This is a genomic window from Parabacteroides sp. 20_3 (assembly GCF_964238835.1).
Taxonomy (GTDB): domain Bacteria; phylum Bacteroidota; class Bacteroidia; order Bacteroidales; family Tannerellaceae; genus Parabacteroides; species Parabacteroides distasonis.
The window spans coordinates 82874-98316 of sequence record NZ_CAXSNO010000010.1 but is presented as its reverse complement, the minus strand read 5'-3'; the positions used below and the strand labels follow the sequence as shown (position 1 = coordinate 98316).

The window sequence follows — 15443 nt, the reverse complement described above, 5'->3', positions numbered from 1 at the left end:
TCAAGATGAAAAAAACAATATATTTAATCGGTATCGCAGCCTCGATCATGGGGGGAATCACCTCTTGTACGCTGGATGCCGAGGATTACGTAACAAAAAGTAGCGAGAACTTTCCCGCTACGACCGAGGATGCCACACAAGCGTTAGCCGGTATCTATCAGAACTTGAACCAAGTGTCCGCCACACCTGAGTGCTCTTTCCTTTACGCCGCCATGCTGGCCAGCGACGATTGCCTAGGGGGCGGAGGTCCAAACGACTTGCATATGCAATCTCTGGATATGTTGCTGAACTCCAAGCAAGACATGACCCAACAATTCTGGAAAGACCGTTACCAAGGTATTAACCGTGCGAACTCCTTGCTGGATGGTATTGAAAATATCCAACTGGCAGAATCCGACAAGAACCAGATAGAGGGAGAAGCGAAATTCCTACGCGCTTTCTATTATTACGAGCTGGCCTCCATGTACGGTCGTGTTCCTCTCACTATCACCTCACAATCCGTTGAGCCAAGCCAACCGACCGCCGCTGAGCTATGGGGACAAATCCTACAAGACCTGCGTGATGCAGCGGAAATTATGCCCGCCACTCGCAAGACGGACGGACATGTCGATAAATACACCGCCGAAGCCATGTTGGGCCGTGCTTGGTTATTCTATACAGGCATGTATTGCAATGGCGAGGATTTGGCTGCGCTTACCAGCACCACTTACTCACCGTTGACTTCCGTGGCTTTGCCCGACGGTTCCACACTGACGAAAGACCAAGTGATCGGCTACATCGACGATTGCGTGAACAATTCTGGTTACTCGCTGGTCACGTCGGACTTCCGCAACCTTTGGGCCTATACAAACCGGTTTACGGTAGAAGATTACGACTATACCACCGGACAGGGCCTGAAATGGGTGGAAGATGACAACGCCGTGAATCCGGAGACTTTGTTCGCTATCAAATACAACAAATTAGCCGACTGGAGCACAAGCATTGGTTACGCGAATAACTTCGCCCTACACTTCGGCGTACGCGGCATGGCAGGCGTGGCCGAGTCCTTCCCCTTCGGGCAAGGCTGGGGAGCAGGACCCGCCGCCCCGAACCTCGTAAGCGATTGGAAAAGTTCCGAGCCTAACGACAAACGCCGTGACGCCTCCATTTCGGATTGCGCCGCTTGGACCGAGCAAGGATGGGCATTCGGCGGCGGTGGTGAGTTTATCCAAGAGACCGGATACCTCTCCAAGAAGTGGCTCCCTGTTGCCGCTAAAAATGGAGACACGTACTCCGTATGCTTCGAGAACCTAATGTACGGGACTGACGGCTGGGCACAGGGTTCCGAGAATTTACAGCTGAACAATATCCACGACCTTGTGCTTATCCGTTTCGCCGATGTATTACTAATGCAATCCGAGCTGAAAGAGAACACGGACGGAATCAACCGGGTTCGAGAGAGAGCAGGCTTGAGCCCCATCTCGTCTTACTCACTCCAAGCCCTGCAAAACGAACGTCGTTGGGAACTCGCTTTTGAGAGTATCCGCTGGAATGATATCCGTCGCTGGCACATAGCCGCCGCCGCATTGGAAAAGCAGACCAACGTGAAGATATACACCAATGGCCAAGAGGACTCTAACAAAGCCCACGGAGGTGGCTACGCCACACGATATAACGCTACCGCCGGATTCTTCAAGATACCGGAGAGCGAGGTGGATATGTCGAACGGCAGCATCACCCAGAACGCCGGTTGGGAAGGTTCAGACAGCCAATATAACCGATGGTAAAAACGATTTCAATAAGGTCAAACTTTTAATTAGAAAATCATGAAGAAATATAGTATAGTTATCTCACTTTTCGCGATGCTCCTCACCGCCTGCGATCCTACGGTAGAGGAAGAAGGCTCCATAGCAGCGAGTATGACTGAAGCGCAATTGGAACAGGCCGCTACCCTAATGCAAACGGTAGAAGGTCAAAACAAATTTACATACGCTACAAATCCATCCACGACCGTACAGATACTTGATCCCTCAGGAAATATCCTGACCACTGGAACAAGTGGATCGTTTGACTTAACTCCCGGTGGAGAGGAGTCTCAAACGTTCACGATTCGTACCATAAATCAAGATGGCAGCATCACCTCTTTTCAAAAGACTTTCAGCATCACGACTTACGTAGATGTAGACCCGGCATGGGCATATCTCTGTGGAGATGGAGAGAAGGTTTGGACATACGATTCCGAGGTTTTAGGAGGCTGTTGGGGTAACCTTGGTTATAAAGCCGCTTCTAACGCAGAAGACTTCATTACGAACAAGAACGGCATCTGGTGGACTTGCGCACCCGCAGATCTTACCGGACAATTAGAGGGTCTAAAAGTTCCAGCTACAGGCGAGGAAACTCCGGACGCTTACATGACCTTCATCCTGAGCGGCAAGAAAATCGTGAAGAACACGGGATCCCAAACGATCAACGAAGGAACTTTCTCCTTTGATATGACGGCCAGTGATTCTTGGGAAATCGGCAAGCTATACACATCCGAGGGAGCAATCTTATTCCCTTACATGATCAATGGAAACGGTTATAAACCGACAGAGTTCGATATCATGCTTCTGAACGACAAGAACCTTGTTTTAACCTACGCCGCCTCCGGTACGGCACAATGGGGTGAGGCTACTTTCTGGGCCTTCAAGGCGAAGGAATAAACTAATAATTTAGGGAATAAGGATCCCCCTATTCCCTAGTTATTCATGCATAAAATAAAAAGGAGGCGGGCCATACATAAGGTATCCGCCTCTTTTTATATCATGTCCACTCTCCAGCAAATATCCTTCCGTCAACCCAACCGGTCTCTCGCCATCTTTTTGATTTCCATAGAGCATTTACCTTGACACACCTATTTTCCAAACCTAGCAAACTAGCGAGAAAGAGGTAGCAAGAAGTGCCCCTTTTTGTTAAAATAGAGCGTTTTTCACACACGATAGGTGGCGGAAGCCTACGCAACTGGTCGTGTTAGGCTACGCCAATACTGCCGTTGGGCATCGTAAGTAGTCAAGAATAGGGTTATGAGTCGTCGCAAATGGGCATTCTTACCCTGTTATAACCCTATTGTAGCACCGTTTTTCTTCCCTTCCTGCCCCCAAAACATGAAATACGATGAATAAATCCCGCTAGAATAAAAGGCCGTTTTCCAGCATTGCCCTATCAACCAATCGATTGTCGCTTTTTTCTTTCGTTTTCGGGAGCATACCGCACCTTTGCCCGAAAGAATCGATTCTCCGGGACTTAAATTTACAAACTGTCACTTTGCTAAAAGATGCCAGACAAGGAGATGTCAAGTATCCGTGAAAGATGATACATCTTACAACGGTAAGATCATACATCTTACGGCGATAAGATGCTACAACTGTACCTTACTGAAAATAAGTTCGTGCATTAAACTCCATAATCGGACGTTTTAAACTGAATAACGTCGCAAATATCGCAGCGTTTCTCCTGTTCTAATGTCGCATCAAGTACTTAAAATATGTATATACACGAAAGAGATAATTGGACATCATTCAGATAGGACGTTTCCGAGCTTACCGCACTCCTTGAAGAGGTGGGGCGTAAACGAGGAATGCTGTATGGCAGACTTGCCTCACACCATCCCCAACGTCTCAAACATCCCCCGGTAAACGGCGGCCTTCTCCTCCAACGGCCTCGGATAAGCTCTAGAGGATGAAGGCATACGGAACAGCCTCATCGTCCTTCCCATACAAGAAAATTCCGACGAGAAGCCCACTTTCGGCTCCTCCGTGCCGGGCAATACGGAGAGGAGAGTATCCATCGCTTTCTGCCCGGTTACCACGATCGCCACGCATTCCGGTATCTGGGACAAGACCTTTTCCGGATCGATCGGCCGTACCACCTCAAGGAACTTATCGGAGGCGTTCGCTTTCAAGCGGATCACCTCCATGGCGGTATCACCGATCCCGATCCCCTTCTCCCGGCAGAAAGCCTTCGCCTTCTCCTCGCTGAACGCCTTCTTGTCTCGCAGGAACGCATCCTTGTTCCCATAGAAAATCAAGCCAAGGATGCGCCACATATCATTCTGGATATTCGGGTAATAAAAATCCATGCTCCAACGAGCTTTTGGAGGCGGGAAACTTCCCAGCATCAGCAATCTCGTATTCTCCGGGAGGAAGAAACCTAGCGGATGCAGCTCGGTGGTCATGCTTCCTTGTTCTTTTTGAGTTCCTTCTTCTGGTCCTCTTTCGCCAGAAGCACGACGTTATACACGAAGTCCGTGATCCATTGCTCGGAGTAGCCTAGTTTCTCGGCATACTTACGCACGCTCCACGCGGCCTTCTGCACGCTGATATCCTTCCACTCGGACTTGGTCAAGATTTCGTGAACCGTCTTCGTCGTCATATTATACAGCAACTTCTTCACCAGCATGGAGAAGCGGAACTTCCACTGCATCAGATTACCAAGCAAGTTGAACAAGTCATTGCAGAAACCTTGGAACATGAAGAAATACGTCTTGATATCGTTCTGGTTCTTGCAGTTCTTCTTCACCGAGCTGTCGATCTCCTTGAAGAAAGCCTCGCTTAGGCCGTAATCCTCCATCAACACCTTGCGCACACGGGATTTCTCGGCGACACCCAATTTGTTATTCTGGGTCGGTATCTTCAACATGCGTTTGAACAAAGCCATATCGGCGAGCATGTTCAAGTTGGTGATACCCAAGTTCACAGCCATAACGGCTTGATAATATACACGGATTAAAGATACGAACTCCTCCACGGAACCTTTGCCGGCCTCTTCCGCCTCAGATACGTTCTTCTTGAATAGCTTAGAAATAAAATTCATCGTACGATTATTAAATAGTTTCGAGCCGCAAATATACGAAAACTTACCGCCAATGCAGAATAACTATTCAATTCTCTCCACCGTAACCTCCGGAAATTGCTCCATCAATAGCAACAGTGGACTTTCCTCCGTGTTTTTACGGGCCTTCAACACGATGCTGACGACGTACTCGTCCTTCTCCTGATGCCCCAGTCTTTTCATGTCATAGCTTACCAGCAGGAAACCTTTCTCGTAGATAACACGGGCGATCCGGTTGATCGCCTCCTTGTCGGAGGTAGAGAATACCACCAAGGAACTTCGCATCCCAATGCTTTTAAAAATAACGCTCAACAGCTCCAGCCCGGCGAGCGTCAACAAAGTGGCGGCGATACCGAGCCCGTACATGCCTGAGCCGACGGCCAGACCGATACCGGCGGTCGCCCAGATACCGGCGGCGGTAGTCAATCCCCGCACGAATTGTTTCTGGATGATGATCGTACCCGCCCCGATGAAACCGATGCCACTCACCACTTGGGCGGCCACACGGCTCGGATCGAGACTTACGCTATTCTCTAGGATGACATCTTGGAAGCCATATTGGGAGACAACCATGATCAACGCGCTACCCAACGAAACAAGGAAGTGAGTCCGGTAACCCGCCTCCTTCGCACGGTACTCACGGTCTAGCCCGACAACGGCGCCCAGAATACCTGCCACGAAAAGTCTTAGTATGAAATCCCACATCATAATCAACGATCTTTTAGGTTTTACCCCGAAAGATAGGAATTATTTATTGATTCAGCCGCCATTCACGGTGATAAGAATCGATCGCCTCCCGGACGGAGCCATGTAGGAGCAGGAGATTCTTGCTCTGCTCGTAATCCAGACGAAGCTCTTCCATGATCATACGGGTGCCACGATCCACCAATTTTTGGTTGGTCAGTTGCATGTTCACCATCCGGTTCCCCTTCACCCGGCCAAGCTTGATCATCGTGGAGGTCGTGATCATATTCAGCACCATCTTCTGGGCCGTACCGCTCTTCATCCGCGTACTTCCGGTGACGAACTCCGGACCTACTACCGGCTCGATGGCGATCTCCGCCTCCGCCGCCATCGGGGAGTCCGGGTTGCAGGAGATAGAGGCCGTCAGGATTCCCCCGGAGCGTGCCTTACGCAGGGCGCCGATCACGTAGGGAGTCGTACCCGAGGCGGCTATCCCCACCAAGGTGTCATTCGTATTGATATGATATTGTTGAAGTTCCTCCCAAGCCTTATCCAGATCGTCTTCCGCCGACTCCACGGGATTCCGGAGCGCCCGGTCGCCGCCGGCGATCAAACCGATCACCAAGGTATTCGGCATACCGTACGTGGGAGGGATCTCGGAGGCGTCCAAGACACCCAAGCGACCACTCGTACCCGCCCCGATATAGAAGAGCCTGCCGCCTCTCCGCATCCGCTCTACGATACGGGTTACCAGCTTCTCGATCTTCGGGATCTCCCGGCCAACGGCGATCGCCACTTTCCGGTCCTCGTTATTGATGCCTTCCAGCAACTCCCGGACAGACATCTGATCCAGATTATCGTACAACGATTCCGACTCGGTTATCTTTTGAAATGCCATAACTCATTCATTTTTTTCTTCGTTCGTAAAATGATACCGGATCAATCCGTTCATGGGAGCCTGTACGACCGTACCGACCTTCAAGTCTAAGGATAAGGCCGCAGCTTTCAATACCTCCTGATAATAATAGGCGATAGAGCCTACGAAATGAATCGGGTACGTATCAGCTCCCGGATATAACGCCACGTTACGGAGGAAAAAGCTACGGAAACTCGTATAGACCAAATTATAAATCGGTTGCTCGGTGATATTCTCCAACAAGAAACGGGATAAGGTAGCCAAGAAACGATTCGGGAAAGGTTGTTTATATACCCGCTCCAACAATAAGGCGGGCGTCAACTCATATTGATCCATAAACTTCCGAACCAAAGGCGCCGGCAACTGACGCTTCAAGCAATCCCCTACCAATAACTTCCCGAGCACGGCGCCACTACCCTCATCCCCCAGAATGAATCCCAAGGGAGAGATATGCTCCGTTATCTCCGTCCCGTCATACAGACAAGAATTCGATCCCGTCCCCAATATACAGGCGATTCCCGGACGGCTCCCGCATAAGGCACGAGCAGCCGCCATCAAGTCACTATACACCTCTATGGGAGCCGGGATATAAGGCGTAATCGCCTCTTCCACGATCCGGTTCTTCTCCGGGAAGGCGCAACCGGCGCCATAGAAGTAAATGGCATCGATCCGCTCACCCTTCAAGGCGGGCAATAAGGCATCCCGGATTTCTCCGGCGATCTCCTCCCGTGTCTGGAAGAAGGGATTGATACCCGCCGTCACGACCGTACGCACCGGTCTGCCTTGATCCGCCAGGCACCACTCCGTCTTTGTAGATCCGCTATCCGCAATTAATATCATACACTTATTATAATATCAAATTCTGGAGAATATATACCACCGCACCAGACAAATATCCCGCCAAGGCCAGCAGCGAGATATTCTTCAAGTACCAAATGAAATTGATCCGCTCCAGGCCCATCACGACGACTCCGGCGGCGGAACCGATGATCAACATACTTCCACCTACTCCTGCGCAATAAGCCAAGAACTGCCAGAACACGCCGTCTTGCATGAAGTTCGCCAGATAAGCCGGATCAGTCGCCGCAGCCACCATAGCGTCCGTAGCCACCGGGTACATACCGATAGCACCCGCTACCAACGGAACATTATCCACGATAGACGATAAGGCGCCGATAATCAGGTTCACCGCATACACATTGCCTACCGTATCGTCCAGCCAGAAAGCGAAATCCGACAATACGCCGCTGCAACGCAAGGCATCCACCGCCAAAAGGATTCCGAGGAAGAATAACAAGGTCGCCCCGTCTATACGGTGAACCACCTTGGACAAACGCAATTTCAAGTCCTCGTCGATCGGTTTACGGGCGTATAGCATCTCCGTATAGAACCAAAGAATACCCACTCCCATCAAGATACCCATAAACGGGGGAAGATGAGTAACCGTCTTGAATACAGGCACGAACAATAAACACAACACACCGATGATCAAGATCGATAACTTCTCCTTATCCTTCAATTTCTTCAGCAACTCATTGTCCGCCTCCATTTGCGAGAACGCGTTAGGGGGCGTCACGTTGCCATGCAAGAAACGCATGGCGATCAAGACCGGGATCAACGCCGATACGATACTCGGCAGGATCAAATGGGGGATCGTGGATGAGGTGGAGATATTTCCTCTTACCCAAAGCATGATCGTAGTCACGTCGCCGATCGGTGACCAAGCGCCACCGCTATTCGCCGCTATAATAATGATACTGCCGAACACCCACCGCTCTTTATAATTCCCGAGCAACTTACGGATCAGCATGATCATGACGATCGAGGTCGTAAGGTTGTCCAATACGGCCGACATAAAGAACGTGATCACGGCGATCAACGCCAGCAGTTTCTTCTTTTTCTTCGTGGTAATATGATTCGTGATAAACATGAAACCGCCATGGGCATCGATCAGCTCCACGGTTATCATCGCCCCGATCAGGAATATAAGCGTCTCGGCGATCTCTCCGATACTATCCAGAACCTGATGCTCCACGACGAACCGGGTACATTGTTCCTTAAACGTTAAAGAACCCAAAGAGGGGAACGATTCCAAGAACAAGCTGAATTCCTCTGCCGAGGCCCTCGGGATGAAAAACGGGGCCGCGTACGTGTACATAACCCATAAGACCGTACCGATAAGCAAAGCCGTTCCCGCCTTGTTTATCTTTAGAGGATGTTCCAATGCGATCATCAAATAACCGACAAGGAACACAATGACCATTGCTGTCAACATAACTTCATGATTTAGGTTTAAACGCTACAAATGTAGAAATAATAACTCTGTAACACGATAGAAAAACAGAATGTTTTTTAAGATAATTTTACCAAACATGCGAAAGGAACCGGACTACTCCGATTCCTTTCCTATTCTCTCGAGGGAAAACTATAACCCCGAGACAACTCACTCTACAACCAACATCTTATCACCCACGGAGACCTTGTCCGTCTCATTGACATACACCTCTTTCACCACCCCATCGATCGGCGTACGAATCTCGTTCTCCATCTTCATGGCAACCAATACGCAAAGCGGGTCTCCCGCCTTGACCTCATCGCCTACCTTGACATATACCTTCTGGATCACGCCCGGCATCTGGGCCTGTATGACCTGACGGCCGACCGTCTTGGAACTGGTTCTCGACAGGCGTAATTTCTTCAACTCGTCAATCACCTGTACTTGGAAATAATCACCTTTATTCTTTACCTCATAGGTGGAATCTCCAACACTGGATATTTGTACGCCATGAGATTTATGGTTCATGATGATCGAGTGGATCGTATCTCCGCCCAGATTGTAATCTACATCATAAACGGTACCGTTTACAGATACTTTCTTGATAGGCCCGTCTTCCAGAATCTCTACCTTGAACTCTGTGTCGGGAATATCGTTAACCGTGGCAAAATAAGTCGCTAAAGCCTTTGACATAATCATTCCTCCTCTCATTAAAAGTTATTGGCCAACATTTGTAACTTCCCGTAGTGCTTCCACAGGGACTCCCCTACCAGCGGAACGGTCGTCGCACGGGCGGCCGCCTCTTTCTCCTCCTCGTAATGCTTCAAGGCGGCGGCGATCACGGCGACGGTCGGGTCGCTGTTCTGGCGACGCTTCAAGTCTTCCTTATCGAACTTGGTGTCGATAAAGGTCGTATCGTAATTCCCCTTCAAGAAGGTCGCGTTATGCAACACACGCAGGTGGAACGGAATCGTTGTCTTGATTCCCAAGATCTTGTATTCCCGCAAGGCACGTATCATATTCGAGATGGCGGACTCACGGGTCCGGCCCCATGTGCAAAGCTTGGCGATCATCGGATCGTAATGCAAGGACACCTCGAAACCGGCGTAAGCGGCGCTATCCAGACGTACGTTACGTCCCTCGGGAGCCTCACGCACCTTGATCACGCCCGGAGAGGGCATAAAGTTATTTTCCGGGTCCTCCGCGTAGATACGGCATTCCAAGGCATGCCCCCGGCAAGCCACATCTTCCTGCTTATAAGGCAGACGATTTCCTGCGGCCACCAAGATCATATCGCGCACCAAGTCCACGCCCGTTGTCTCCTCCGTCACCAGATGCTCCACTTGAAGGCGGGTATTCATCTCGAGGAAATAGAAGTTCTGGTCCTTATCCATCATGAACTCCAACGTCCCGGCACTGTAGTAACCGATTTTCTTGCAAGCCTCCACCGCTACGGCCAACATCTTCTGGCGAGCGGCCTCCTTCACGAATGGAGAGGGCGCTTCCTCGATCACTTTCTGGTTACGGCGCTGGATAGAGCACTCACGCTCATACAGATGGATCACGTTCCCATATTTATCCCCGAGTACCTGCACCTCGATATGATGGGGGTTCTCGATATACTTCTCGATATAGATGGCGTCGTTTCCGAATGAGTTGGCAGCCTCGGAACGAGACATACGGAAAGCCGCTTCCATCTCATCCTCGCTATGTACCAAACGCATACCCTTTCCACCGCCTCCGGCAAGCGCCTTTAGCATAATCGGATAACCCACCTCGGCGGCTACTTTCTTGGCATCCTCTATGTCCGTCACCGGCTTTTCCGTTCCGGGTACAACCGGCACACCGGCTTCTTTCATGATCTTACGGGCCTCGGTCTTGATACCCATCTTCGCAATCACGTCGGCGCTCGGGCCGATAAAGATCACGCCCTCCTCCTCGCAACGACGAGCGAAGTCGGCGTTCTCCGACAAAAAGCCGTAACCCGGATGAATGGCGGCTCCTGTCTTCTTGGCGATCTCAAGGATCAAGTCCGGCTTCAAGTAAGAGGTATCCGCTTCATCTTCCGAGATGCAGTAGGCTTCCTCCGCATAACGTACATGTAATGCTCCGCGATCCACATGCGTATAGATCGCTACGGTCGGGATGTTCATCACCCGGCAGGTGCGGAATATCCGCATCGCTATCTCGCCACGATTGGCTACTAATACTTTCTTTATCATAAGGATTCGTTTTTAAAGAGGAATATTGGAATGCTTCTTCGGAGGATTGGATTGCCGTTTGTTGGCCAGCAACTCAAAACTACGGATCAAGCGGCTGCGTGTGATAGACGGCTCGATGATCTCGTCTACATAGCCTAACTCAGCGGCCCGGTACGGGTTAGCGAACTTCTCCCGGTAATCGGCTTGCAATTCCTTCCGTTTGCCTTCGGGATCTTCCGCGGTCTTCAAATCCTTACGGAACAAGATATTCACGGCACCATCCGGTCCCATGACAGCGATCTCGGCGGTTGGATAAGCGAAGTTGATATCGCCCCGGATATGCTTGGAGCTCATCACGTCGTAAGCGCCGCCATAAGCCTTTCGGGTAATGACGGTCACTTTCGGCACGGTAGCCTCGCAATACGCATACAATAACTTAGCGCCATGACGGATAATTCCCTCGTACTCTTGGTTCACGCCCGGCAAGAAACCCGGTACATCCACCAGCGTCAACAACGGTATATTAAACGCATCGCAGAAACGGACGAAACGGGCGGCCTTTACGGACGCGTTGATATCCAGCGTACCGGCCAACGCGGCAGGTTGATTCGCCACGACACCGATCGTCTTTCCATTCAAACGAATATAACCGATAATGATGTTCTTGGCATATTCCTCTTGTATCTCGAAGAAGTTTTGATCATCAGCCACGGAAAGGATCAGTTCCTTCATGTCGTACGGCTGGTTGGGATTAGTAGGAACCAGCAGATCCAATTGCGGATCGATGCGGTTCGGGCTATCGGTAGTAGGAACGAATGGCGGCTCTTCCATATTATTATTCGGCAAGAACGACATCAACTCACGTATCTTCAAGATACAATCCATATCGTTATCCGCCGTGCAATGAGCCACTCCGGAACGGGTGCTATGCACTTCCGAGCCTCCCAGATTCTCCATCGTAACCTCTTCTTGCGTCACGCTTTTCACGACCTCCGGGCCGGTGATAAACATATAGCTCGTTTGTTTTACCATAAAGATAAAGTCCGTCAACGCCGGCGAGTAAACCGCTCCACCCGCACACGGGCCCATAATGGCGCTAATCTGCGGGATCACGCCCGAAGCCAACGAGTTCCGGAGGAATATCTCGGCGTATCCCGCCAAGGAACGAACTCCTTCTTGAATACGTGCGCCTCCCGAATCGTTCAACCCGATCACCGGAGCGCCTAGTTCCGTTGCCATGTCCATGATCTTACAGATCTTACGGGCATACGTCTCGGACAAGGCTCCACCGAATACCGTGAAGTCCTGAGCGAAAACAAATACCGTGCGTTGCCCGATCATTCCGTAACCGGTGACCACGCCATCCCCTAATGGACGCTGTTTTTCTAAACCGAACTCATGGCACGTATGTGTCACGAACTTGTCGATTTCCACGAAACTACCTTTTTCCAATAGTAGTTCGATTCTTTCTCTAGCGGTTAGTTTACCTGCCGCATGTTGCTTCGCGATGCGGTCTTCTCCGCCCCCTAACTCAGCTTTGTGGTTGAGAGCTTTTAATTGTTCAATTTTTTCCTTCATGGCGTATCTCTTTAATTATCCGGGAAACGTTCAATATATTAGAAAACAAAGTCTGTAAATGTATTGTTTCCTAAAGAAACGAAATGTATCATATATTACATCTATCGCCCGATCAATGAGATCTATCAAGAAGGATATTTTTTAGTAAATACTGAAATCTTGCGGCTTGATCACGAAACCGATCCGCAGCATGCTTTTGTATTGATTGTATTCCAAAAGGTTCTCACCGTAACCATTATAATATTGCAGGAAGAAATATTGGTTCTCGTTATTATTAAACTTATAGCTCAACTCGATCTGAGTGTTAAAGCTGAACCAAGTCTTTCGTTTGGTCAAGATAACCCCGCAGTTAAAGCGCCTGTTGTCTGTCCGGTAATTGGCGGCTACTTGGAATATACCATTATATTTAAGGATGTCTTTATTTTCCCCACCATCCACGATCGGTATCCAGCCCTTGAATTGAACTTCCCAGTTCTTATTCAACAGGACAGCCGCCGCTAGGGTGATCTTGTTCCAACTTCGGGAGAAGATGCTATCTTTACCGTTCGACTCGTGCTCGACCATCAAATAGCCTTTTCCGATATATTTATTCTTATGTACGATAAGGTGTCCCAAACCGATACCCGGATTAAAATTCAAGTCGCGCATCGGCAAGGACTCTTGAAAGACATTCCAAAAAGCCTTTTGCGTGTATTGCAAGAAAAGATAGGTATCGAAGGGGAGTTTACTTTTCGTAAGACGCTGGGCGATGCTCAACTGGAATTTAACGTCGGAGTTTCTCGCCGTAGGCTTGTTGCCGATAGGGATACCGCCAATAAAATAATTGTCCTTGAATAAGGTAAAATAAGGTGACTTATCCAAAATCGCACGAATACTATCCGCATTATAACTCTCTTCCGGCCCTTTCGCTAAAACTTGCGAATGTGCCATACCGCAAACAAGAAGGAAGAGAAAGGATATAATCGTTTTTTTCATAAATGATCTTAAATTATAAATATGTCCGCAAATATAGGGGAAACGGCAGTTGGCTTTATCGCCCAAATTACATGAATAATGGTCATTTCACCTATGAATATAATATATAAACCAAAATTCAAGAGGTTAGTTCATTTTTCCTATATTCGCGGCTATGGAAGAAATCTATAGTTATTACAAAGAAAATATCGACGCTTATACACGGCGCTTGGGTAATTTGAAAAAGAAGATCCATTTGATGGGGAGTATCCGGTTGGCTTTAGTGGTGGGAGCGATCCTCTCCTTATGGATATTCAGGGATGAGAGTTGGCAATGGCTGACGGGGATCACCTTCGCTTATATCATCCCGTTTGCGCTCCTGATGTGGTACCATAATAAAATGTACGCACGAAAAGTATACGCCGAGACCTTGATCAAACTGAACGAGGATGAGCTAAAAGGACTAGACTATGATTTCAGCGCGTTCGACGGGGCAGCCGATAAGATCTCGGGCGAGCACTCTTTCTGCTTGGATCTGGATGTGTTTGGAGACCGCTCCTTGTTTCAATCGCTCAATCGTACCGTAACCGGGTTCGGGCGGGAACGACTGGCCGGTTGGCTCTCGAATCCCTTGACGGATAAGAAGGAGATCGTCAAACGGCAAGAGGCTGTCAAGGAATTAGCGGCTTTATCCGCCTTACGGCAGCATTTCTATGTGACGGGAATCATCCGGCAGGACACGCAAGATACGAGAGACAACGATATCAACTTTATGGACCGACTCACTCAGCGTAAGCATAAATTCGTTGATAGCCTACCGTGGAAACTATTGATCTGGGCGGTCCCAGTGTTGTGGATCGTATTGGGTATCGCTTACTCGCTGGATTGGATCAGCGGGAGTTTATTGAATATTTATTTCTTAATCACGTTAGTGATCGCTTACGGACGAGCCAAGGAAATCAATGCGCTTTACGCGACCGTCAATAAGATGGAGTCTATTTTCAATCGGTACTCAAAGCTGATGCGATGTGTGGAAGAAGATAATTTCCAGTCGGAAGAGCTGAAAGAGATCAGCGGGCAATTAGCGAATGAGAAGGAATTGGCCTCACATGCCATCAAACGCTTGTCGTCGTATATCGGAGGATTAGACCAACGATTCAGTTTGGCGGGTATCATTTTCAATCTCTTCTACTTGCGGGATACACGCCATGCCATCCTTTTGGAACGCTGGATTCAGACTTACTCCGATAAACTTCCGCTTTGGTTCGACGCGCTGGCTCGTTTCGACGCGCTGAACTCGTTGGGTGGTTTCGCTTTCAACCATCCGGAATACATCTATCCGGAGATCGCCGACACTTATTTCCAGATGGAAGGCAAGGCTTTGGGACATCCTCTTTTGAACCGGGATGTCTGCGTAAAGAACGATATCGATATCCGCAAAAGTCCTTGGTTCCTGATTATCACCGGAGCGAATATGGCCGGAAAAAGTACATACCTCCGGACGATCGGTGTCAATTACTTATTGGCTTGCGTAGGCGCTCCGGTCTGCGCCGCCTCCTTGACGGTTTATCCCGCCCACATGGTTACCAGCTTGCGTACCTCGGATTCCTTGGCTAGCAACGAGTCTTATTTCTTCGCGGAGTTGAAACGGCTGAAAATGATTATCGACAGGCTGCAAAACGGGGAGAAGCTATTTATCATCTTGGACGAGATATTGAAGGGAACAAATTCTATCGACAAGCAGAAAGGCTCTCTTGCCCTTATGAAACAGCTGGTCGCTTATAAGGCTTGCGGCATCATCGCCACCCACGATTTAGTGTTGGGTACTTTGGAGGAAGAGTTCCCGGAACAAATAAAGAATTACCGCTTCGAAGCGGATATAAAAGACGAGGAGCTATCCTTCTCTTATCAACTAAGAGAAGGGATAGCCCAGAATATGAATGCTTGTTTCTTAATGAACAAGATGGGAATCTTGTTTAATTGAAAA

The 15443-nt window shown here is 49.2% G+C and carries 13 protein-coding genes; 3 read left to right on the top strand and 10 right to left on the bottom strand.

Annotated elements, in window-relative coordinates:
• The first annotated feature begins 5 nt into the window (after positions 1–5).
• Both ACESPU_RS19170 and ACESPU_RS19165 read left to right on the top strand, forming a co-directional pair.
• Entirely contained in the window at positions 6–1766 is a 1761-nt protein-coding gene (locus tag ACESPU_RS19170) for a RagB/SusD family nutrient uptake outer membrane protein (protein ID WP_005865626.1), read from the top strand.
• 39 nt (positions 1767–1805) lie between these two features.
• A complete protein-coding gene (locus tag ACESPU_RS19165; RefSeq protein WP_005865624.1) occupies positions 1806–2681 on the top strand; it encodes a hypothetical protein in 876 nt (291 codons plus the stop codon).
• Positions 2682–3616: 935 nt separating this feature from the next.
• Here the strand turns inward: ACESPU_RS19165 and ACESPU_RS19160 are convergent.
• The 10 genes from ACESPU_RS19160 to ACESPU_RS19115 all read right to left on the bottom strand — a co-directional run bounded on the left by ACESPU_RS19160 (position 3617) and on the right by ACESPU_RS19115 (position 13477).
• Positions 3617–4192, bottom strand: coding sequence for a uracil-DNA glycosylase family protein (locus ACESPU_RS19160; protein WP_005855251.1), 576 nt, complete (start codon positions 4190–4192; stop codon positions 3617–3619).
• Positions 4189–4830, bottom strand: coding sequence for a hypothetical protein (locus ACESPU_RS19155; RefSeq protein WP_005865620.1), 642 nt, complete (start codon positions 4828–4830; stop codon positions 4189–4191). Before ACESPU_RS19155 ends, ACESPU_RS19160 begins: the two co-directional genes overlap by 4 nt.
• A 63-nt stretch (positions 4831–4893) precedes the next feature.
• Positions 4894–5556, bottom strand: a complete 663-nt coding sequence (locus ACESPU_RS19150; protein ID WP_005855247.1) for an MgtC/SapB family protein — start codon at positions 5554–5556, stop codon at positions 4894–4896.
• A 43-nt stretch (positions 5557–5599) separates the two neighbouring features.
• Positions 5600–6430 (bottom strand): N-acetylmuramic acid 6-phosphate etherase, encoded by an 831-nt coding sequence (gene murQ / locus ACESPU_RS19145; protein ID WP_373133596.1) that lies wholly within the window; start codon positions 6428–6430, stop codon positions 5600–5602.
• 3 nt (positions 6431–6433) lie between these two features.
• Complete coding sequence (locus ACESPU_RS19140; protein ID WP_057316655.1) at positions 6434–7288, bottom strand: ATPase; 855 nt, start codon at positions 7286–7288, stop codon at positions 6434–6436.
• Positions 7289–7295: 7 nt separating this feature from the next.
• Positions 7296–8723 (bottom strand): sodium:proton antiporter NhaD, encoded by a 1428-nt coding sequence (gene nhaD, locus ACESPU_RS19135; RefSeq protein WP_005855241.1) that lies wholly within the window; start codon positions 8721–8723, stop codon positions 7296–7298.
• A 168-nt stretch (positions 8724–8891) separates the two neighbouring features.
• The gene (locus tag ACESPU_RS19130) at positions 8892–9416 is read right to left on the bottom strand and encodes a biotin/lipoyl-containing protein (protein WP_029257277.1); all 525 of its coding nucleotides are present in this window, start codon (positions 9414–9416) and stop codon (positions 8892–8894) included.
• A 17-nt stretch (positions 9417–9433) separates the two neighbouring features.
• A complete protein-coding gene (gene accC, locus ACESPU_RS19125) occupies positions 9434–10945 on the bottom strand; it encodes an acetyl-CoA carboxylase biotin carboxylase subunit (protein WP_008774450.1) in 1512 nt (503 codons plus the stop codon).
• A 12-nt stretch (positions 10946–10957) separates the two neighbouring features.
• Complete coding sequence (locus ACESPU_RS19120) at positions 10958–12502, bottom strand: acyl-CoA carboxylase subunit beta (RefSeq protein ID WP_005855235.1); 1545 nt, start codon at positions 12500–12502, stop codon at positions 10958–10960.
• Positions 12503–12643: 141 nt separating this feature from the next.
• On the bottom strand, positions 12644–13477 hold the full coding sequence (locus tag ACESPU_RS19115; RefSeq protein WP_022192059.1) for a phospholipase A: 834 nt from the start codon (positions 13475–13477) through the stop codon (positions 12644–12646).
• Positions 13478–13631: 154 nt separating this feature from the next.
• Between ACESPU_RS19115 and ACESPU_RS19110 the strand changes: the two genes are divergently transcribed.
• Positions 13632–15440: a DNA mismatch repair protein MutS gene (locus ACESPU_RS19110; protein WP_373133594.1), complete on the top strand. Its 1809-nt coding sequence runs from the start codon at positions 13632–13634 to the stop codon at positions 15438–15440.
• Positions 15441–15443 lie beyond the last annotated feature (3 nt).

What these genes read in the sequence shown, in the direction of transcription:
- ACESPU_RS19120 (WP_005855235.1), bottom strand. Translation starts at nt 12,502, where the DNA reads ATGAAGGAAAAAATTGAACAATTAAAAGCTCTCAACCACAAAGCTGAG.
- accC (WP_008774450.1), bottom strand. Translation starts at nt 10,945, where the DNA reads ATGATAAAGAAAGTATTAGTAGCCAATCGTGGCGAGATAGCGATGCGG.
- ACESPU_RS19130 (WP_029257277.1), bottom strand. Translation starts at nt 9,416, where the DNA reads ATGTCAAAGGCTTTAGCGACTTATTTTGCCACGGTTAACGATATTCCC.
- nhaD (WP_005855241.1), bottom strand. Translation starts at nt 8,723, where the DNA reads ATGTTGACAGCAATGGTCATTGTGTTCCTTGTCGGTTATTTGATGATC.
- ACESPU_RS19155 (WP_005865620.1), bottom strand. Translation starts at nt 4,830, where the DNA reads ATGAATTTTATTTCTAAGCTATTCAAGAAGAACGTATCTGAGGCGGAA.
- ACESPU_RS19140 (WP_057316655.1), bottom strand. Translation starts at nt 7,288, where the DNA reads ATGATATTAATTGCGGATAGCGGATCTACAAAGACGGAGTGGTGCCTG.
- ACESPU_RS19160 (WP_005855251.1), bottom strand. Translation starts at nt 4,192, where the DNA reads ATGACCACCGAGCTGCATCCGCTAGGTTTCTTCCTCCCGGAGAATACG.
- ACESPU_RS19150 (WP_005855247.1), bottom strand. Translation starts at nt 5,556, where the DNA reads ATGATGTGGGATTTCATACTAAGACTTTTCGTGGCAGGTATTCTGGGC.
- ACESPU_RS19115 (WP_022192059.1), bottom strand. Translation starts at nt 13,477, where the DNA reads ATGAAAAAAACGATTATATCCTTTCTCTTCCTTCTTGTTTGCGGTATG.
- ACESPU_RS19165 (WP_005865624.1), top strand. Translation starts at nt 1,806, where the DNA reads ATGAAGAAATATAGTATAGTTATCTCACTTTTCGCGATGCTCCTCACC.
- murQ (WP_373133596.1), bottom strand. Translation starts at nt 6,430, where the DNA reads ATGGCATTTCAAAAGATAACCGAGTCGGAATCGTTGTACGATAATCTG.
- ACESPU_RS19110 (WP_373133594.1), top strand. Translation starts at nt 13,632, where the DNA reads ATGGAAGAAATCTATAGTTATTACAAAGAAAATATCGACGCTTATACA.
- ACESPU_RS19170 (WP_005865626.1), top strand. Translation starts at nt 6, where the DNA reads ATGAAAAAAACAATATATTTAATCGGTATCGCAGCCTCGATCATGGGG.